This is a genomic window from Pseudoalteromonas sp. S8-8, from assembly GCF_000497875.1.
In the GTDB taxonomy this organism is placed as follows: Bacteria; Pseudomonadota; Gammaproteobacteria; order Enterobacterales; family Alteromonadaceae; genus Pseudoalteromonas; species Pseudoalteromonas arctica.
This window is the reverse complement of the sequence record NZ_AUTR01000027.1, coordinates 37,854-57,658: the sequence shown is the minus strand read 5'-3', so window position 1 is coordinate 57,658 and position 19,805 is coordinate 37,854. Positions and strand designations below refer to the sequence as shown.

At 39.2% G+C, this 19,805-nt stretch carries 16 protein-coding genes; 6 read left to right on the top strand and 10 right to left on the bottom strand.

All coding sequences use genetic code 11. From position 1 onward, the window contains the following. Positions 1 to 97 precede the first annotated feature (97 nt). From gcvH to L659_RS0108490, 3 genes are all read right to left on the bottom strand, one after another. A complete protein-coding gene (gene gcvH, locus L659_RS0108500; RefSeq protein WP_024590231.1) occupies positions 98 to 487 on the bottom strand; it encodes a glycine cleavage system protein GcvH in 390 nt (129 codons plus the stop codon). 73 nt (positions 488 to 560) lie between these two features. Beyond that, positions 561 to 1,643, bottom strand: coding sequence for a glycine cleavage system aminomethyltransferase GcvT (gcvT, locus tag L659_RS0108495; protein WP_024590230.1), 1,083 nt, complete (start codon positions 1,641 to 1,643; stop codon positions 561 to 563). 98 nt (positions 1,644 to 1,741) lie between these two features. After that, positions 1,742 to 2,341 (bottom strand): hypothetical protein, encoded by a 600-nt coding sequence (locus tag L659_RS0108490; RefSeq protein ID WP_002958026.1) that lies wholly within the window; start codon positions 2,339 to 2,341, stop codon positions 1,742 to 1,744. A gap of 126 nt (positions 2,342 to 2,467) precedes the next feature. On the opposite strand from L659_RS0108490, the gene L659_RS0108485 reads away from it, so the two are divergent. Together L659_RS0108485 and L659_RS0108480 are read left to right on the top strand one after the other, a co-directional pair. Beyond that, positions 2,468 to 3,313 (top strand): LysR family transcriptional regulator, encoded by an 846-nt coding sequence (locus L659_RS0108485; RefSeq protein ID WP_002958025.1) that lies wholly within the window; start codon positions 2,468 to 2,470, stop codon positions 3,311 to 3,313. 211 nt (positions 3,314 to 3,524) lie between these two features. Beyond that, complete coding sequence (locus L659_RS0108480) at positions 3,525 to 5,681, top strand: TonB-dependent receptor family protein (protein WP_024590229.1); 2,157 nt, start codon at positions 3,525 to 3,527, stop codon at positions 5,679 to 5,681. A 398-nt stretch (positions 5,682 to 6,079) separates the two neighbouring features. Here L659_RS0108480 and rlmB read toward each other — a convergent pair whose 3' ends face one another. The 5 genes from rlmB to L659_RS0108455 form a co-directional block, all read right to left on the bottom strand. Continuing rightward, positions 6,080 to 6,823, bottom strand: coding sequence for a 23S rRNA (guanosine(2251)-2'-O)-methyltransferase RlmB (rlmB, locus tag L659_RS0108475; protein ID WP_007378377.1), 744 nt, complete (start codon positions 6,821 to 6,823; stop codon positions 6,080 to 6,082). Beyond that, positions 6,820 to 9,315 carry a ribonuclease R gene (rnr, locus tag L659_RS0108470; protein ID WP_024590228.1) on the bottom strand — a complete coding sequence of 832 codons (2,496 nt, stop codon included), beginning with the start codon at positions 9,313 to 9,315 and terminating at the stop codon, positions 6,820 to 6,822. The genes rlmB and rnr overlap by 4 nt, the downstream gene beginning before the upstream one ends. Positions 9,316 to 9,504: 189 nt before the next feature. Beyond that, complete coding sequence (locus L659_RS0108465) at positions 9,505 to 10,239, bottom strand: enoyl-CoA hydratase/isomerase family protein (RefSeq protein WP_024590227.1); 735 nt, start codon at positions 10,237 to 10,239, stop codon at positions 9,505 to 9,507. Between the two features lie 262 nt (positions 10,240 to 10,501). Next, a complete protein-coding gene (locus tag L659_RS0108460) occupies positions 10,502 to 11,116 on the bottom strand; it encodes a response regulator transcription factor (RefSeq protein WP_010554318.1) in 615 nt (204 codons plus the stop codon). Then, entirely contained in the window at positions 11,113 to 12,216 is a 1,104-nt protein-coding gene (locus tag L659_RS0108455; protein ID WP_024590226.1) for a sensor histidine kinase, read from the bottom strand. The genes L659_RS0108460 and L659_RS0108455 overlap by 4 nt, the downstream gene beginning before the upstream one ends. 327 nt (positions 12,217 to 12,543) lie before the next feature. Here L659_RS0108455 and L659_RS0108445 point away from each other — a divergent pair, with 327 nt between their 5' ends. The 4 genes from L659_RS0108445 to queG all read left to right on the top strand — a co-directional run bounded on the left by L659_RS0108445 (position 12,544) and on the right by queG (position 16,577). Continuing rightward, positions 12,544 to 13,410 carry a DMT family transporter gene (locus tag L659_RS0108445; protein WP_007579930.1) on the top strand — a complete coding sequence of 289 codons (867 nt, stop codon included), beginning with the start codon at positions 12,544 to 12,546 and terminating at the stop codon, positions 13,408 to 13,410. Then, on the top strand, positions 13,407 to 14,111 hold the full coding sequence (locus L659_RS0108440; RefSeq protein WP_024590225.1) for a glycerophosphodiester phosphodiesterase: 705 nt from the start codon (positions 13,407 to 13,409) through the stop codon (positions 14,109 to 14,111). Before L659_RS0108445 ends, L659_RS0108440 begins: the two co-directional genes overlap by 4 nt. 45 nt (positions 14,112 to 14,156) lie before the next feature. After that, positions 14,157 to 15,377 (top strand): methyl-accepting chemotaxis protein, encoded by a 1,221-nt coding sequence (locus tag L659_RS0108435; RefSeq protein ID WP_024590224.1) that lies wholly within the window; start codon positions 14,157 to 14,159, stop codon positions 15,375 to 15,377. Between the two features lie 66 nt (positions 15,378 to 15,443). Beyond that, positions 15,444 to 16,577, top strand: coding sequence for a tRNA epoxyqueuosine(34) reductase QueG (queG, locus tag L659_RS0108430; RefSeq protein WP_024590223.1), 1,134 nt, complete (start codon positions 15,444 to 15,446; stop codon positions 16,575 to 16,577). Between the two features lie 46 nt (positions 16,578 to 16,623). Here the strand turns inward: queG and L659_RS0108425 are convergent, their stop codons facing one another. Together L659_RS0108425 and L659_RS0108420 are read right to left on the bottom strand one after the other, a co-directional pair. Next, positions 16,624 to 17,751: a response regulator gene (locus L659_RS0108425; RefSeq protein WP_024590222.1), complete on the bottom strand. Its 1,128-nt coding sequence runs from the start codon at positions 17,749 to 17,751 to the stop codon at positions 16,624 to 16,626. 53 nt (positions 17,752 to 17,804) lie between these two features. Continuing rightward, positions 17,805 to 19,799, bottom strand: a complete 1,995-nt coding sequence (locus L659_RS0108420) for a hybrid sensor histidine kinase/response regulator (protein WP_024590221.1) — start codon at positions 19,797 to 19,799, stop codon at positions 17,805 to 17,807. Positions 19,800 to 19,805: the final 6 nt, after the last annotated feature.

Here is a 19,805-nt window from a genome sequence, read left to right as displayed (position 1 = left end):
TTTAACAGCTCACTCAGTATGGAGTTGTGCGCTGTAAAATCATAAAAGCCCCATTTTTATACATTAAACGGGGCTTTTAGTTATCTTCAAAAAATGATTATTCTTCGTCGATAGTGTGCGAGTAACCTTCAGCGTCTAATAAGTTGTCTAGCTCAGACTCGTCAGATGCTTTAATACGGAATAACCAACCGTCGCCGTAAGCGTCGTTGTTTACTGTTTCAGGTGAGTCTTCAAGTTCTTCGTTAATAGCAACAATTTCGCCACTGATAGGTGCGTAAATGTCTGATGCTGCTTTAACCGACTCTGCTACTGCACAGTCTTCGCCAGCGTCTACTTCGTCGCCAACTTCTGGTAATTCAACAAATACCATGTCGCCAAGAAGTTCTTGTGCATGCTCAGAAATACCAACAGTAAATGTACCGTCGCCTTCACTGCGAACCCACTCGTGTGAAGGTGCGTATTTTAACTCGCTAGGAATGTTGCTCATTTTATTTGTCCTTTGGTTTATATTGGGAGGATATCAATCACTGTAATTACACTGATTGATATAACCAAATTATTTAAATTATTGATTTACCGTTACGTACAAAGCTAGGCTTTACTACTTTAACGTTTACTAATTTTTTACGCATTTCTACTTGAGCTGTATCGCCTGTTGAACGTGGTACACGTGCAAGGGCTACACTAAAACCAAGTGTTGGTGAAAAAGTACCAGAAGTAATAATACCTTCACCACCATCAACAATTACTTTAGAACCGCTACGCAAAACGCCTTTTTCTTCAAACACTAAGCCAACTAGTTTGTCAGTGCTTTTTTCTGCGCGTTGCTTAACAAGTACGTCACGGCCAATAAAGTCACGATCTTCTGGTTCCCATGCAATGGTCCATGCCATGTTAGCTGCAAGTGGTGATACGCTTTCGTCCATATCTAGACCGTAAAGGTTCATACCTGCTTCTAAACGTAGCGTGTCGCGTGCACCTAAACCAGCAGGCTTAACACCTGCGTCTAGCAGTTGTTGCCATAAATCGGCTGCTTGGTCGTTCGGTACTACTATTTCGTAACCGTCTTCGCCAGTATAACCCGTTGTGGCAATAAATAAATCACCTACTTGAACACCAAAAAACGGCTTCATACCTTCAACAGCGGCTTGTTGCTCAGCATTTAAAAGAGTGGCTGTTTTTGCTTTAGCGTTAGGGCCTTGTACTGCAATCATTGCAAACTCTGGGCGCTCTGTAACAGTTACGTCAAAGTCGCTCGATACGTTAGCTAAATGCGCTAGGTCTTTTTCGCGCGTTGCTGAGTTAACAACTAGGCGGTAAAACGTTTCACTAAAGAAATAAATAATTAAGTCGTCTATTACACCGCCTTGCTCGTTAAGCATGCCGGTGTAAAGCGCTTTGCCTGGTACGGTTAATTTTGCAACGTCGTTAGCTACTAGCTTACGTAAAAATGCTTTTGCTTGAGGCCCTTCAATATCAACAATAGTCATGTGTGATACGTCAAACATACCAGCATCGGTACGTACGCTATTGTGTTCTTCTATTTGTGAGCCGTAGTTGATTGGCATTTCCCAGCCATGAAAATCAACCATTTTTGCGCCCGCTTCTAGGTGCTTAGCATGTAGTACAGTTTTAGAAGTCATAACATTCCTTCACGTTTAAATTAACCCTGTTTAGGGCGTGGCTTAAATAGATATAAAAACAGGTAAACATTGTTATGCTCGCCTGTTGTTTTTATTCGTTATGCGGCTTCACTATGCATAAGTGCAAAGCCTTGCGCTTGCATGTAGCTTTGCCATTTTTGTAATTCTTGTTGTTTAGCTACTAATACAAAGTGTTGTTCGTCGTTTTTATCAATGGCGGTAATAAATACATCACCGCTTTGTGCACCGTAGCAAAGTTGCGCATCAGAAAGGCGCAAACCTGGTGTTAATTTAAAAGCATTAACTAGGGTATCAAATGCGTTGTCGCCACTTAAAATAAAGCTTGCTAGGTCCGTGCGTACTACATAATCAATATCAAAACGTAATTGCTGCTCGTTTATAAGCGCTTGTAGTTGAAGGCTTGCGTTGTGTGGTAGTACGAATCTAAAGGCGGTTTCGCTAAAGTAATAAACAGCAAAACTGTAGTCAGAATTATAGTCGCCATCAAGCGTGCCTTTTAAGCCTAAACCGCTGGCGGTAAGCTTAGTTAAATCAAGGCCTAAAATAGTGCTTAAAAATACACTGGTTTCGGTGCCGCTAAAATCCATTACAACGTGATTGTTGTTAGTTTGCAAAGCGTTAGTAACCGCACTACTTGCGTTGCTGTGGCGGGCAAACATTATTGGGTTAAAAGTCATAACAAACACCTGTGTATTTTCGATTACAAAAGTATATTGCCCACGCCTATCAACAACAAATTGTAATTATTTATCAATTGATAAATAATACTTATATATATGGCTATATAAATTGTAATTTTAAATATGAAAAACATATCAACAGACGGTTTACGTACTTTTGTAATGGTAGTTGAAATAGGTGGCTTTGCTAAAGCAGGCGATTTACTTGGCCTGTCGCAACCTGCTGTAAGTTTGCAAATAAAGCGCTTAGAAGACGTGCTTGGCTATAAACTATTTAAAAAACAAGGGCAGCGCCAAGTATTAAACCAGTACGGCGAGCTATTATTGCCTATGGCAAAACAAATGATGCAACACAACGATGCTATTTTGCAGCAGTTCACCTCAGAAAACATTGCAGGTAAAGTGCGCTTGGGTATTCCGAGCGAATTTGCAGCGCGTATTTTACCCTCAATTATTGGCGACTTTGTGGCGCTCTACCCTGAGGTGTCGTTAGAGGTTAAGTCGCGTTTAAGTAAGCATTTGCTTTCGGCTTCTCGCCAAGATCAGTTTGATTTAGTACTTGCGCTAAATGAGCGACTCAACTCTGATAAGTTTCCTATTTTTATGCAAGACGAACTTGTGTGGGTGGGCGACCTGTCACTTGCGCATAATGAGGTGGTTACCCTAGTTACCGCACCAGAGGGGTGTATTTATCGTCGCCGTGCTACTGATGCATTAAAAAGTGCAGGCATTAAATACCGAATAGTTTATAGCAACGCCGATTTAACCGGCCTTATAGCTGCATTAAAAGAAGGCTTAGGTATTACCGTACTTGCCAAAAGTACAGTACCGAGTGAGCTTAACTATCAGGTTCAAACCAAGCATTTACCAGCTCTTGGTAATATTGGTATTAGCTTGGTTAAAAGTTCGGGTGAGTCGGAAAATGCAGTAGATAAACTCGCTGAATTTATAGCCCTACGCTTGGGCTAGCGCTTACGTAGCATATATAATTCGTTCAGCCTTTATAGTTAGTAAAATAATACAAAATAATACAAAAGAAACAATTTAGTTAATTAAGTTGCATAAGCAGGTGTTTTTAGTTCTATTAAACTGAATAATTAAATAGTTAATAACATTGATTCGTATTCGTTAACGTGTTCAAATTACGCCAATTAAGATAATTGACATGATTAGGAACACAATGAACCCTAAGTTTTTAGTATCTACTTTGGCAACTGCGGTTGCTTTGTCTTTTAGTGCTACTGCAATAGCAAAAGACACCAGCGATAAAGAACAACGCTTTGAACAAATTACCGTTATTGGCTCAGAACAAGCAATTAACGATATTCCTGGTTCGGCTACGTTTATTTCTGATGAAGAACTTCAAAAATTCAAATTTACTGATATTTCTCGCGTTTTAGCGTCTGTTCCGGGCGTTTACGTGCAAGAAGAAGACGGCTACGGCCTTCGTCCTAATATTGGTATGCGCGGTACAGGTACTGGCCGTAACGATAAAATATCAGTAATGGAAGACGGTGTATTGGTTGCACCAGCACCATATTCAGCACCATCTGCTTACTACTTCCCTACTACGGGTCGTATGGAGTCTATTGAAGTATTAAAAGGCGCGGCATCAGTTAAGTATGGCCCGCGTACTACGGGCGGTGTTTTAAACTTACTTTCGCGCAGCTTACCTACGGAGCCAAATAGCTCAAAAGGTATGGTAGATGCAGCCCTTGGTGGTGATGGTTATTACAAAGGTCACGCTTACTTCGGTAAAGAAAAAAACAACACAGCAGGCTTAATTGAAGTATTTACTTACGGCGCAGAAGGCTTTAAAGAGCTGCCAGTAGGTAATGACAACACCGGCTTTGAAAAAACAGATTTACTATTAAAGTTTGGCCATACGTTTGGTCAAAACGATGCGCATAATCTTGAGCTAAAAATTAAGTACTCTGACGAAACATCAGACGAAACATACATGGGCTTAACTGACGAAGACTATCAAGAAAGTCCTTACCGTCGTTATGCTGCATCGCAAAACGATGAAATGAATACTCGCCATAACGCATACCAACTTAACTACGCGTACCGTTTTGGTGATGGCTATGAATTTTTAGCTACGGCTTACTTAAACGATTTTCATCGTAACTGGTATAAAGCCAGCAAAGTAAGCGAAAGCTACCTTGAGCAATACAGTGAATTTGAAGCAAACCCGACAAGCGAAGGTATTGAAGGTATTGGTATTAAAGCTAATAACCGCGACTACCAAGCTAAAGGTATTCAGTCTGAATTACATATTCCTGCAGGCGATCACTACGTGACTGTTGGCGTACGTTACCACGAAGACGAAATGGATCGTTTTCAGTGGGAAGACAAATACACACTTAATCAAGACCTAAGCTTAACACTTACAGAGCAAGGCGTTCCGGGCTCTGACAGCAACCGTGTAGATAGCGCAGAAGCAAGTACCTTGTTTATTCAAGACGAGTGGACAATTGATGCATTAGTAGTAAGTGCAGGTCTTCGTTATGAAGACATTACTATTACGCGTGAAGAGTGGTCTAAATCAGATCCAACACGCAGCAACGGTTTAACTAAAGATGTGTCGAACGACACTGAAATTTTAGTGCCGTCACTAGGTGCTACTTACACGCTTAACGAAAGCGTAACGCTACTTGCGGGCATTCAAAAAGGTTATGCACCAGCAGCACCTGGTAATGCTGACCAAGAAGAAGAAGAAAGTGTAAACATTGAGTTTGGCTCTCGCTTTAATATGGATGGCTTTAGCGGTGAAGTAATTGCGTTTTACTCTGACTACAGCAACATGCACGGTAACTGTACTGCAGCGGTTGGTTGTAGCGACGACAACATTGGCGACCAATACAACTACGGTGAAGTAGAAGTAGCGGGCTTTGAATTTAGTGCAGCACGTACGTTTGCAACTGATACAGCTATGTTCCCAGTTAAATTAACGTATACCTACACAGACTCTGAGTTTAAAAACGATTTTGATTCAGAAATTTGGGGCACGGTAGAAAAAGGCGATGCAATGCCTTACGTACCAGAAAACCAAGTAGCGTTATCGTTAGGTGCTGAGTTTTCTGCGTTTGTAGTTAACAGCCAAATACGTTACGTATCTGATGCGCATGCTAACTTAACGCAGTCGGGCTTAAACGCAATTGATAGCCGCGTAGTATGGGATTTAGCTGCTAAATACTTAATCGATGAAAATCAAAAAGTATACCTAAGCGTTGATAACTTGTTTGATAAAACATACGTTGCTAACCGTTCAAACGGTGGCATTCAACCAGGTAAGCCGCGTACCCTTCAGATGGGCTACACTTACTCATTCTAAATTGAAAGCTGGTTAAACGGTTCACTAACAGCGTTAATAATTTTTTATGTAAAAGCACTACACATCTAAATTATTGCCTTGTTATTAAACCGTTTACCTGCGCTTTGTATAGGAGAAATAGTTCACTAACAGCGTTAATAATTTTTTATGTAAGAACACTACACATCTAAATTATTGCCTTGTTATTAAACCGTTTACCTGCGCTTTGTATAGGAGAAATGGTTCACTAACAGCGTTAATAATTTTTTATGTAAGACCACTACACATCTAAATTATTGCCTTGTTATTAAACCGTTTACCTGCGCTTACAAAGTTAAAGCGTAAATTACAGACACAAAAAAGCCGAGATTGAATTTCAATCTCGGCTTTTTAATACATAAAACTTATCGTTTTATATATTAGTTATTTGCGTTACGTTGGCGTAATACTTCAAACAAACAAATACCGGTGGCTACCGATACGTTTAAGCTTGAAACAGTACCCGCCATTGGGATTTTAACGAGCATATCGCAATGCTCACGCGTTAAGCGTCGCATGCCCTCGCCTTCTGCGCCCATAACAATAGCCATTGGCCCCGTTAAGCTTGCATCAAATACGTGGTTATCAGTTTCGCCAGCAGTGCCTACAACCCATACGCCTGCATCTTTAATTTCGCGAAGCGTACGTGCAAGGTTAGTCACTTGAATTAGCGGTACTGTTTCGGCTGCACCACAAGCTACTTTACGTGCTGTGCCGTTAAGCTTGGCAGAGCGATCTTTAGGTACAATTATAGCGTGAACACCTGCAGCGTCTGCACTACGTAGACATGCGCCTAAGTTATGCGGATCGGTAATACCATCAAGCACAAGTAAAAACGGGGTGTCTTCACGAGCGATTATTGCATCAAGATCTTTTTCGTTAAACGTTGGCGCTGCTTTTACGTTGGCAATAATACCTTGATGCTGCTCACCCTTTGATTTGCTATCAAGGGCTTTACGCTGCATAAACTGTACTGAAATACCAAACTTACGTGCTTCATCAATAATCGGAGTTGAGCGTTTGTCGTCACGACCTTTAAGGGCGTAAATTTCTACAAAGCGCTCTGGCTCGCTTTCTAAAATTGCTTCAACAGAGTGAAAGCCAAAAATTAATTCATTACTCACGTATTATCTGCTCCTGGGCTAGTACTTTTACGGGCATTTTTGCCAGCTCTTTTAGGCTTTTTAACTGCCTTCTTCTTCGGCTTTTTCTTTACGGCAGTGTCTGCTGCTTTTTTATCTGCGGGTTTAGTTGCAGACTTATTTGCAGGCTTGCCTTTATCTTTATTTGCTGGCTTTTTTTTACCTTTTGGTTTGTCATCGCTGTGCGACTTTTTACCCGGTACTTTGCCTGCTTTTAATTGCGAACGCACACTTGCTGGCGCATGCTCAGATTTACCTGAACCTTTTTTTGGCGCACGACGACGTGAGTATCTGTCTTGTGCAACATCGCCTTTAAGCGTTAAGTTGATACGGCGATCGTCTAAACTAACCGACGCAACTTTTACTGTTACTTTATCGCCAAGGCGATAAACTTTGTGCGAGTGCTCACCTATTAGGGTGTGTTTTGCAGCGTCATGTGCAAAAAACTCGTCGCCTAAATTAGTAACATGAATAAGCCCATCAATTTGTAAATCGTCTAAACGAATAAACAAACCAAAGTTAGTGACCGATGAAATAACACCGTCAAACTCGTCACCTACGTGATCTTGCATAAACTCACATTTAAGCCAATCGGCAACTTCGCGAGTTGCATCATCGGCGCGGCGCTCTGTGGTAGAACACTGCTCACCTAGTTGATCAACTTCGTCGTCGGTATAAGCGTATTCGCCAGACGTTTGCTGACCTTGTGCTTTTATAACTGCTTTAATAGCACGATGTACTACTAAATCTGGGTAACGACGTATTGGCGATGTAAAGTGCGCATAAGCCGATAACGCTAAACCAAAGTGACCAATGTTATCTGGCTGATATACAGCTTGTTTCATTGAACGCAGTAGCATAGTTTGAATTAGTTCGGCTTCTGGGCGGTCACCTAGTCGCGCTAATACTTGGGTTATTTCTTTTGGTGTTGGCTCGTCGCTTAATGTGCTTTCGATACCTAACTCGCCTAAAAACTTAGTAAAGTTACCTAGCTTTTCGCTGTCTGGTTCGTCATGCACACGATAAAGCGCGCTTGCTTCGTGCTTTTCAAGAATTTTAGCCGCCGATACGTTGGCTAAAATCATACATTCTTCAATTAGTTTGTGCGCATCGTTACGAATAACAGGCACTATTGATTCTATTTTACGCTGAGCGTTAAATACAAAACGTGTTTCTAGGGTTTCAAACTCAATGGCACCACGGTCTTGGCGTGCAGCTTTAAGTGCCATATACATTTGCTGTAAGTCAGTTAAATGTGGCACTACGGCTGAGTATTCTTCGCGTAGTTTTTCGTCGTTTTGTAAAATGGCATTTACTTTGGTGTAAGTTAAACGTGCATGCGAGTTCATTATCGCTTCGTAAAACTTATAGCCCGAAAGTTTACCCGCGCTCGACACGGTCATTTCGGCAACCATACATAAGCGATCTACTTTTGGATTAAGCGAACATAATCCGTTAGAAAGCACTTTTGGTAGCATCGGAATTACTTGCTCAGGAAAATACACTGAGTTACCACGCAAAATTGCTTCTTTGTTAAGCGGCGTGTTCATTCCTACGTAATGCGATACATCAGCAATGGCAACCCATAAGCGCCAGCCACCTGATTTTTTAGGTTCACAATATACGGCGTCATCAAAGTCGCGTGCATCTTCGCCATCAATAGTTACAAGTGGTAAATCACGTAAATCTACGCGACCTTGTTTGTCAGCTTCTTCAACAAATTCACCTAGATGAGCAACTTGTGCTTCAACTTCTTCTGGCCATACATGTGGAATATCGTGATTGCGCAGTGCAACTTCAATTTCCATACCTGGGGCTAAATGCTCACCAAGTACATCTATAACTTTACCTACCGCGTTCATGTTACGGCTTGGGTTTTGCGTAATTTTAACCTGCACCATTTGGTTATGGCGGGCACCGTTTTCGTTGCCTGGTAAAATCATTATATCTTGCGTTATGCGCGGGTCTTCAGCGACTACAACAGCAACACCGTGCTCAACAAAGTAACGGCCAACAATTGGCGCGCGCTCGTTAGTAAGCACTTTTATAATACGTGCATCGCATTTTGAGCCAGAACCACGTTTAGTGCCTTTAGCTAGTACAATGTCGCCATGTAACACTATATTCATTTGGTGCTTAGCAATAAACCAATCTTTACTCTCGCCTTCAACTTCTAAAAAGCCGAAACCGTCTCTGTGGCCTATTACTTTGCCTTTGGTTAAACCGGCTTCGTCAATTAGGGCGTAGCATTTAAATTTATTGAAATACAGCTGTCCGTCACGCTCCATAGCGCGAAGGCGGCGTTTAAATGCTATTTGGCGTTCGTCATCGTTTACTGCTAGTTCTTCACATAATTGCGCGTAGTTAGCAGGCTTTGAACGCTCTTGAAGGTGAGTAAGTATAAACTCACGACTAGGGACTGGGTTTTCGTACTTTTCTTGTTCTCGACTGAGATTTGGATCTTGGTTTGACATTCACTATCTTGTTAGTTGGTTATGTAGGTATTTTAACCCATATAGTTATAATGAGACAGGTAAAAGCTATTAAACTTTTAAGAAAGCACTTTTACCTTGCTGTATAGTTTAAAAATCTAGCGCAATGGGGCTTAACGATCCCTTAACTGCAAAGTGTTTAGTCATCTCGTAGCAATGCTAAAACCTATACTATTTTTTTTGTAGGTTTTTCCACAGCAGTTTACTTATATTATCAATAAAGCTTGGGTCTTCTTCTTTCATCGTAAGTAAAATCTGCTTATTCATTTGTGTTTTATTTTGAGCGTAAATCCAACGATTTTTATTAAATTGCTGGGCAAACTCAAGTACACCTGCTTGTAGTTCATCGTTATTTGCAAACACAGCTTCAACCACTTTATTGTCTAGCAACTGCTGTGCACCAACACGCTCTCCTGACATAGCTAAACGATTAAAGAATGTTTGCGAAATAGCTTTATTAATTATAGGAAACATCGACGGTACAAACGGCACCATTACATCCACTTCAGGAAAACAAAAGAAGCCTTTATCTGACTTCATAAATCTAAAATCGCACGCACACGCAAGCACCGAACCATTGCCATAGGTATGCCCGTTTAACGCAGCAATAATAGGCATAGGAAAAGTAACTATGCGCTTAAACAAGTCACTTATTTGAATCATAAAGTCAGAAATAGCAGCAGGTAAAATACTTGGATTAGACATCCATTGAAGGTCGATGCCTAATGACCAGTTTTTGTCACTCGAAGACGTTAGAATAACTGACTTAATATTTTGATCTGCTTCAATGTGGTCAAGGTGTAAATTAAACTCAGCCAAAAACGCTGGATTGTGACGGTTTTCAGCGGTATTCATGGTGAGTATAGCGGTGTTATTTTTAGTTGTTAGTTCTATTATATTTGCCATTAAACCCTCTTTTAACGCTTTTTAAGCTAATTTTAAGCGCTGTTCGTTACTTTTATAAGTAATACCAACCTGCATAAATCTTTGATCAATTTAACGAATTAAATTTCACTATAACGTCGTTAAAAATTTTTTATTTAGAACAACTAGATACAAAAATTTTTGCCTAGTTCTAGCGTAATTTTCTTAACGTTAAATAGACCCCATATATAAGCAGATTGGTATAACATAGTAATACTTTGCTTATAATTTATAAACCTACTATTTAAAGCCATCCTTTTTGTTTAGCTATACGCGCAGCATCTATACGGTTAGTGGCGTTTAACTTAGCAATAGCGTCTGATAAATAATTACGTGTGGTACCTTCACTTATAAATAACTGCTTGGCTATGTCGCTTGTTTTAAGGCCGTCGCTTGCAAGTTTAAGTGCTTTGCGTTCTTTATCGGTAAGTGGATCTGCGTCGTCTAATGCATTAATAGCAAGCTCTGGGTCTATCACTTTTTGTCCCTGCATTACTTTTTTAAGCGCATTTATTAGCTCTTCACTGGGTGCTTCTTTTAAAATAAAACCTTTAACACCTGCTATAAGCGCTCGCCTAATATAACCCGCACGAGAGAATGTGGTCATAATAACCATTTTTATAGCGGGGAACTTAGCGGCTATTTTTTCACTCAGCTCTATACCATTCATAGTTGGCATTTCTATATCGGTTAAAATTATATCGGGATGTAAATCACTATCAAGCGCTTCAATTGCATTAAGTGCATCTTGCCCGTTACTTGCTTGCCCAATAATCTCAATATTAAAATCGAGTCCTAACAATGCTGCTACTGCGTCGCGCACAAGCGCTTGATCTTCCACTAAATACACTCTGATCATTGTAAATCCTTAGCTGAAATTGGTAGCATTACATTTAAAGTAAAAATATCGCCACAGGTAAATGTTGCACTACCATTGAGTTGCTCTGCTCGCTCTTTAATACCATTTAGGCCATTGCCCGAATTTAATGTGGAGCACGGTGCACGATCAATAACGGTAATGAGTAGATGCTGCGCTGTTTGTTCTATATTTATTTCGCAATTTTTTGTGCTGCTATGACGTAGCAAATTGGTAACGGCTTCTTTAATTATAAGGCCGGCGATGCCCTCTACTTTAGCGGGTAGAGTAGTTAAAACCACTTTAAATGAAACGTTAAAGTCTTGTTCTATTAATCTTTGTTTTAACTGTGCTACTTGGCTAACAAGGTTAAGCTGTTTTAAATCACTAACGGCGCTTCTTACATCACTGAGTAACTGCCTTGCCAGATCGGCCACTTGTGCAATTTCGCTATTTGCTTGAGCGTAACGCTCACCTTGGTTTAATTTATTGGCAAGCTCAGCTTTTAAAGCAATAGATGACAATGAGTGACCTAAAATATCGTGCAAGTCGCGGGCTATCCGTTCACGTTCAGCAATTGCTGCTAATTGCTCTAATTGGTTAGCGCTTTCTTGCTCACGCTTTTTGTACAGGCTCTCTCTTTTAGCTGCAATACCGTAACTAAATAAGGCTGCACATAAAATCAAAGCAACGGCTAAAAAGTATTGAACCTTCCCTATATCACCAATATATGCGCTTAATAAAACCGTAGATATAATTGCGAGTGCAGCATAAATTCTTTGATGGTAGCTGTATGCATAGCCTGCTACGTACGCTGCAAAGCCAAATAAAGTAGGAGTACCTGTGGTGTAAAACGTGGCGCAAAAACAAATTAATAGCATGGCTACAAACAACTTGGTCACCCCTGCACTTTTGCAGTTTATTGCTTTTACATATAAAAGAATAAAAGCAACATAAAAGGCTAAAGACATCGTTATTTGGTTAGCAGTAAAGCTCGCAAAATTAATTATTAGTGGGAGTAAATAAAAGCCTGTAAAAATTAAATGCCCATATTTCCAAAAACCTTTATCACTTTGTTGAGAAAAGGAGTTAAGCGAGCTCATACTAATACCTCAGGCATATTATTTTTACTTATAGGACTATTTTTATTAATAAATATAAATAACATAAAAATGCATGCCAGCATAAAGCAATCTGCGTACGTAATCGTAAAACTTAACGCCTCTAGCACTTCATTAATAGTTAAGCTGATTAAAATTAAAGAATTCATAATTATCCCCTGTTGAGTAAGGTAACTATGCCAGCGTATAAAAATAATAAGAGTGTGAAGTGTCATCAACTTTTATGACATTTGTCATGCGATAAAAAAATTCATCTTAAGAATTTTTAAGCAATGTTAATATGTTCAAAAAGTACAACAAGGAAATTAAATGCAATCTCAGCAGCAAAGTTTAATTTATTTGCACATAGCGGTATTACTTTTTGGCGGAACCGCTCTATTTGCCAAGCTTATTGGTTTAAATGCTTTAGATATTACCGTTTACAGAACTGCAATTGCAGGAATGGCTATTTTAGCCATGCTGTATTTTCAAAAAAAACAAATTAAACTCAACAAACCTAAAGACTACCTTATTGCGTTATTTTTAGGTGTTGCGGTGGGTATTCACTGGGTTACCTATTTTGCTGGTATGCAAATGGCCGGTATAACAATTGGGATGTTGGCGTTTTTTAGCTACCCCGTAATGACGGTGTTTTTAGAGCCCTTATTTAATAAAAGCAGGCCAAAAGCAAAAGATATAATAAGTGCGGCCGTGGTTGTTTTAGGTATTTACTTATTAGTCCCAAGTGCGAATTTAGGCGACGATGTGACCTTAGGTGTAATAACAGGTGTTATATCGGCATTGTTTTTTTCAATCAGAAACATTACCCATAAGCGCTACTTTAGCCAATATGGTGGCCCGCAAACTATGTTTTATCAAACCTTAGTGGCAAGCATTATGCTGTGCGCATTTATAGAAGTGCCGGTATATGAGGTTAGTAATCACGACCTAATTTTAATTGCCATAGCGGGTGTTATTTTTACAGCTACACCTCATTCATTATTTGCAGCAAGTTTAAAGCATTTATCAGCGGCAACTGCGGGGTTAATTTCTTGCTTACAACCACTTTATGGCACCATACTGGCTATAGTAATTATTCATGAACGTCCTACTGTTATGACGTTAGTTGGTGGAGCACTCATAGTTAGTGCCGCTTGTTTTGAAACGTGGTCAATCACTAAAAAGGCTCGACAATGAAAGTATTTGCACACCGTGGTGCCAGTGGGGATTTTCCTGAAAACACCGAAAGCGCTATTTTAGAAGCGTTAAAAGTAGGTGTTGATGGTATTGAAGTAGATATTCAAAGTTCCTTAGATGATTACATGGTAATACACGACTCATGGCTCGATAGAACCACCAGCGGTAAAGGTAGGGTGAGTAACTTTACGGCACATGAACTCTCTAAACTTGATGCTGGAAATGGTGAAAAAATTCCCACTCTTCAGCAGCTGTTTGATTGGAATAACAATAAATCTTTATTAAATATTGAGCTTAAACATACGTTTGAACTAGAAAGATTTGTGGCTCAACTTGAAGAAAACATTGAAGCTAACAAAATATCGAAAGCGAATATTTTAGTATCATCGTTTGATCATCATCAACTACAGTGGCTTAAAAGCAAGCTACCATGGCTTAAAATAGGCGCCCTTACTTCTTCTATTCCAATTAACTATGCAAAGTTTGCAAGTGATTTAAACGCTTATAGCGTACATGCAGATAAAACCTTTATAAATAAGGCTTTTGCTGATGATGCAAAAAAAAGAGGCTTAAAGATTTATGCTTATACGGTCGATAGAGAACAAGATATAGCGCTAATGCTTGAGTATGGCATAGACGGAATTTTTACAAATTACCCAGCGCGAACCAAAGCTTACTTGTTATCGTTACAAAGAAGCTAACTTACACCTCCCTAACTAAAATAAGAATCGTAGGGCTTAAGCATAATGAGTAGTTTTATGAAAATTTATAACTATATAGAGCAAACATTCTTTTTTACGTTAACGCGTAAAATAGTCGGTAATTTGAGTTTTGTATTATTGTTCCAAGCAATTACGTTATTTTGGCTGCATCAGAGCTTAAGCGAACAACAGCAAAGTACAGGGCTATTTTGGCTACTTACGCTTGTTATTATATCTGGTTTTATTTTTACTCTTTTTTATATGCGTTTTTTAATTGTTCGCCCTGTTACTGCTATGCGCGATACTTTGATAAAAATAAACCAACAAGATGCAAATTTAGCAGCAAAACTTCCCCACTTTTCGTATGACGAATTTAAAGATTTAAGTTCACAATATAATATATTTACTGCCCATTTAAGTGAGTTACTCAGCACAACATATAACAGTGCTCAAGCTAGTGCACACAGTAATATACAAGTCACTGAATCGATGAAAAATACTGAGCAATCAAGTGAGCAACAAATACAGTTAAGCCACAGTATTATTAATGCCAGTATGCAAATAACCCAAAGCTTACAAAACATAGTAAATAATACAGATAGCGTGCATAACGTTAATAATGAACACCTTAACTTTGTAAAACTATCTGCATCAGAGCTCGCTGCTTTAGTAAAGCAGGTTAAACTTATTACTAATATGCTAGGTAGCTTTTCAAATACAATTGCGGGACTGAAAGAGAACAGTGAAAACATTCGTAGTATTTTAAAAATGGTTGAAGAGTTTTCTGATCAAACTAATTTGTTAGCCCTTAACGCCGCAATAGAAGCAGCTAGAGCGGGTGAAGCTGGCAGAGGATTTGCCGTAGTTGCAGACGAAGTACGCACACTTTCAATAAAGGTAAGTGGCGCAACTAGGCAAATAAGCGACTTTATAAATCAGATGAATGATTTGGTAAACGAGACAAATAAAGAGTCAGAGCAATTAATGATTCACTCCAATAATGCACAAAGCTCAATTAGTGCAACCTCCGAGGGTTTTACAAAAATGCTTAGTGAGTTTGAGCACAACCAACAACAACTACAACAAATAGCCAGTGCTGTACATATGCTTGAGGGCACTCAAACTAATACTCACCAATCGGTAGAGCAAATAGTAGCTTTAGGTGAGCAAGCTAAACAGCAAATAGATACGGCATTAGCCGATAGCGAGCAATCTCAACAGTTAAGCTTACAGACCCAACAACAGTTAAAGCGCTTCGTGCGCTAAGAAGCGTTTTCGGGCTCAGAGAAATATGGTAAATTACGCAGCTATTAATTTAAGTGTGTGAAGTGTGTGAGCAACCCTACCCCAGACTATGAAAAATTAGCCCTACAAATAAAAACCTGGGGGCAAGAGCTTGGTTTTAGCGAAGTAGGTATTACTGATATTGACCTATCTAAGCACGAAGCCCAATTGCAACGCTGGCTTGATGCTGGCTACCACGGCTCGATGGATTATATGGCTGCTCACGGCATGAAACGCGCTCGCCCTGCTGAATTAGTACCAGGTACACAGCGTGTTATATCCGTAAAAATGAATTATCTCCCTCCCGATGCTGGCTTTGCAAAAACCTTAAAAAATAAAGAAAAAGCATACATAAGTCGTTATGCACTGGGTCGTGATTACCATAAATTAATGCGTAATCGTTTAAAAAAACTTGGCCAACAAATAGAGCAAGAAATTGGCGAATATGGCTTTAGGCCATTTGTAGATTCAGCCCCGGTACTTGAGCGTCAACTTGCCGAAAAAGCCGGTTTAGGGTGGCGTGGTAAGCATTCTTTATTAATTAACCAAGAAGCAGGATCGTGGTTTTTTTTAGGCGAGCTATTTATTGATTTACCTCTACCAATAGATGCAGAGAACACGTTTGAAGGCTGCGGAAAATGTGTTGCTTGTATCACTCTTTGCCCAACAGGTGCAATTGTAGAGCCTTACGTTGTTGATGCACGTAAATGCATATCGTACTTAACGATAGAACACCAAGGCCCCATACCCGAACAATACCGAACTTTATTAGGCAACCGTATATATGGTTGTGATGATTGCCAGTTGGTATGCCCTTGGAATCGTTATGGACAAATAACGGATGAAAATGACTTTCATCCCCGTACTCAATTAAAAAATAAAGATTTACTTGAGCTATTTGCTTGGGATGAGCCTACATTTTTAAAAAATACCGAAGGCAGCCCTATTCGCCGCATAGGTCACGAACGTTGGTTACGTAATATAGCGGTCGGTTTAGGTAATGCAGAGTTTAGCCCGGCTATTATTCATGCCTTACAAGATAAAAGCCAAATATGCAGCGAGCTTGTTTTAGAACATATTGAATGGGCGCTTGCTCAACAAAACGATAAACAACGATTACAAATTCGTAAAACGGCTAGGTTAATCAGAATCGTAGAAAAAGGCTTACCCAGAGATGCATAATGCAGTTGGAGTAAGCCTTAAAGTAACATTATTTGATTAAGTATATTTAGCTCTTTAAAAGCAATGACAGGTCTTGCTCAATTTCAGCAAAAGCTGCTTTTACCTTTTTAACAGACTCCTCTCTGGCCACTGAGTTTTGGATAGTTTCATCTACTTTTTTATAAATAAACACCTCCTGATCTTCATCTAATCCCATTGATGGGATACGTTCTTCGAGCTCTTCTTGTAACTGTTTAAACACTTTTTCGTTGTTTTGACGGTTGTCATTCAATAAGCTAATTAAGCCATGAAACTTACTGTGAACTGTACTTGCTACGGCATTAAGTTTTGCTTGTTGTGATTCAAGCATTTTCTTAGTCATGATGGCGCGTAGCTGCTGCTCGGTAACACTGACAATAAAACATACGTGGTCGCGTATACGCCCGTGCTTATCTGGATCGTGATCAGGCATATTTAAAATAAGTAAGCTAATCAATTCATAGTTAACTAAAATTCGATGCGAAAATTCATGTAAACGCCCTTTGTTTTTAAGCATTTCAAATAGCTCCACCACAATAGGTGAACACACGCCACTTAATGCAAAGTGACTAATTTCATCGTTCTCTCTAAACTCAACATTACTTTGCAAATCAAAAGATTGTAGGCAATCTATAAGCGCTTTACCTAGCTCTTGAGGGTCGTTAATAAAGCCTATGTTTTCAACGTAGTTAACTATCTGCCCCATTTCACTGCTGTTAGCCATGGCATTAAATGCAGTTGATGTAGCATCTTCAACTTGCTTTTCAAGGCTTTGTTTTTCAACAAGTACTTGGTTTAAATTTTTAAGCTTTGACTTAAGTTCATCATGGCCAAAGGGTTTTACAATATAGTCTTCTGCACCAACCGAGTAGCCTTCCATGCGCTCTTCAACTGTGCCACGAGCAGACACAAACATAACAATAATGTGTGCTGTATTTGGGTTTGCTTTAAGTGCCTTACATACTTCATAGCCGTTCATTTGCGGCATACTTACGTCGAGCAATATAACCTGAGGCATATAGCCCTCAACCATGTTTAAACACTCAGGACCACTCGTTGCTACTTGTAATTCAAAATCAAGATCCTCTAAAATTTCCTCAATAATTTCAAGGTTAAAGGGTTCGTCATCAACGGCAAGTATTTTAGTTAAGGCCATAATTTATCATCCATTCAAATTCTCAAAAAGTTACTTGGCTTGCCAAAAAACAATTAATTACTGTGTTGTATTAATTGATCTTCAGCCAAATGATCATCTAGATTTATTTCTAATGGCACCTGTATAGATATAGTTGCACCACCATTTTCGTTGTTACGTGCAGTGATCTCACCTTGATGTAAAGACACAAACTCTCTACACAATGCAAGGCCCAATCCGGTACCACCGGCACCGCTATTTGTTTTGCTGCTTTGTACAAACTTAGTAAAAATATGTTCCAGCTCATCTTCTGGTATACCGACCCCACTATCGGTAACCTCTATGGTAGCAAATCGACTATCTGACTCTAAATTTATCTGTATTTTACTTTTTGGTTCACTAAATTTGAGTGCATTACCTAATACGTTTCGAAGTAATTGGTTTATTTGCTCTTCATCACACTGCGAAATTACAGGTAGCGGCTGCGCGGTGAATACAACCTCAATTTCTTTTTCCATTGCCGTACCAGATACATCATCAATACTTGTTTTTATAATGTTCGCTAAATTATATGGACGAGGATTAAATGGAAACTTACCCACATCTAGCTTAGATAGGTCGAGTAAATTATTTAGTAACGACAGTAAACGCTCACCACTACTCTCTATTCGCGATAGGTATTTAATTAGTTTCTCTTTTGCAAAATCTCCAGTTTCTAATTTGCTTAAACCAAAACGTGAAAAACTTAAAATCGAATGCATTGGTGTGCGAAGTTCATGCGACATATTTGCTAAAAATTCTGATTTACTTAAATTTGCAGCTTCAGCAATATTTTTTGCATGTTCAAGCTGTGAAGTACGCGCTCTTACTTGCTCTTCAAGGATATCTTTTGCTTCAAGTAGTAAATCTTCTTTTTGCTTAAGGTGGGTTACATTTTTAAATATTACGGCAAGTGCTATTTCACCATGGTGATCTATCTCATTAAAAGATCCCACTAACGGTATATAGCCCCCTGCAGTTTTAGATAAACGTAAGTCGCAGCTAAATTGGCGATTACTATTTAATGTCGAAATTTTATTTTTAATACCTAACGTTGAATCATCATCTAAAAAGCTAAATACTGATTTACCTTCTAGTTCGTTAAACGGTAAGTTAAATAGTTTTAAACAAGCATCATTAGCTTCTATCACTCTACCGCATTTCTCAAACAACATAATTGCATCGGGCGTATGCTTATAAATAACCTGAAGTAGGCTGTCTTTTTCAATCAGGGCATCAACTGTATCTTGTAGCCTTTCGACAAGTTCTGCGTTATGGCGTTTTAATAGCTCTGTTTGCCACAGTTTATGTATTGATTGTAATAATGAGCTGTCGTTCAATGGCTTAATAAGTACGTCTTCTACACCTTGACGAATAGCTTCAATCATTGAAACTTGATCGGGACGTGAGGTAAATAATAAGCAACGGCAATGTGGTTGCATTATTTTTAAGTTTGAAAAAATTTCTAAACCGGTTCCGTCATCTAAAACAAAATCACTTATTAGTATATCGATTTGCTTTTCTTTCGTAATTTCTAAAGCTTCTGCAGAGGTGGTTGCTGTATGGGTCTCGATATGAGCACCGATCAAGCTGCTTTTCATTTTTTCGAGGCGCTCAGGAACATGATCGACGAGTAAAATAGCGGGTAATTGCAAAATATGATTAGAGCCTAATTCTAGTAGGCTCTCTAAAAGAGAAGTAATTTCTTTATTAGAAAAAAATGGATATATCACGGTTGCGTCAGGCGCAACATGATTTAGCTCACTAAACGCAGTTAGTTGCTCACCACTTTGTGCTTTTGGAGCAAGCAGCATAAAACGCTCTTGCGCTACTTGGCTAACAAGCGGTTTTATAGAATCAACAGGCACACCATGGGCAACAACAACTAAGTCGTAGTCGCCTATATTGGTATACATGTCTAGCATGCTGAAATGAATTAATTCGACTTCACATCCTATTAATTCTAAAAGCACTTTCACACGCATTGCGATGACACTGCTACTATCAACAATTAATATTTTTCGAATCATCAAGCT

Excerpts from the sequence above, each read along its gene's own strand:
- gcvH (WP_024590231.1), bottom strand. The coding sequence starts at position 487 with ATGAGCAACATTCCTAGCGAGTTAAAATACGCACCTTCACACGAGTGG.
- gcvT (WP_024590230.1), bottom strand. The coding sequence starts at position 1,643 with ATGACTTCTAAAACTGTACTACATGCTAAGCACCTAGAAGCGGGCGCA.
- L659_RS0108490 (WP_002958026.1), bottom strand. The coding sequence starts at position 2,341 with ATGACTTTTAACCCAATAATGTTTGCCCGCCACAGCAACGCAAGTAGT.
- L659_RS0108485 (WP_002958025.1), top strand. The coding sequence starts at position 2,468 with ATGAAAAACATATCAACAGACGGTTTACGTACTTTTGTAATGGTAGTT.
- L659_RS0108480 (WP_024590229.1), top strand. The coding sequence starts at position 3,525 with ATGAACCCTAAGTTTTTAGTATCTACTTTGGCAACTGCGGTTGCTTTG.
- rnr (WP_024590228.1), bottom strand. The coding sequence starts at position 9,315 with ATGTCAAACCAAGATCCAAATCTCAGTCGAGAACAAGAAAAGTACGAA.
- L659_RS0108465 (WP_024590227.1), bottom strand. The coding sequence starts at position 10,239 with ATGGCAAATATAATAGAACTAACAACTAAAAATAACACCGCTATACTC.
- L659_RS0108460 (WP_010554318.1), bottom strand. The coding sequence starts at position 11,116 with ATGATCAGAGTGTATTTAGTGGAAGATCAAGCGCTTGTGCGCGACGCA.
- L659_RS0108455 (WP_024590226.1), bottom strand. The coding sequence starts at position 12,216 with ATGAGCTCGCTTAACTCCTTTTCTCAACAAAGTGATAAAGGTTTTTGG.
- L659_RS0108445 (WP_007579930.1), top strand. The coding sequence starts at position 12,544 with ATGCAATCTCAGCAGCAAAGTTTAATTTATTTGCACATAGCGGTATTA.
- L659_RS0108440 (WP_024590225.1), top strand. The coding sequence starts at position 13,407 with ATGAAAGTATTTGCACACCGTGGTGCCAGTGGGGATTTTCCTGAAAAC.
- L659_RS0108435 (WP_024590224.1), top strand. The coding sequence starts at position 14,157 with ATGAGTAGTTTTATGAAAATTTATAACTATATAGAGCAAACATTCTTT.
- L659_RS0108425 (WP_024590222.1), bottom strand. The coding sequence starts at position 17,751 with ATGGCCTTAACTAAAATACTTGCCGTTGATGACGAACCCTTTAACCTT.
- L659_RS0108420 (WP_024590221.1), bottom strand. The coding sequence starts at position 19,799 with ATGATTCGAAAAATATTAATTGTTGATAGTAGCAGTGTCATCGCAATG.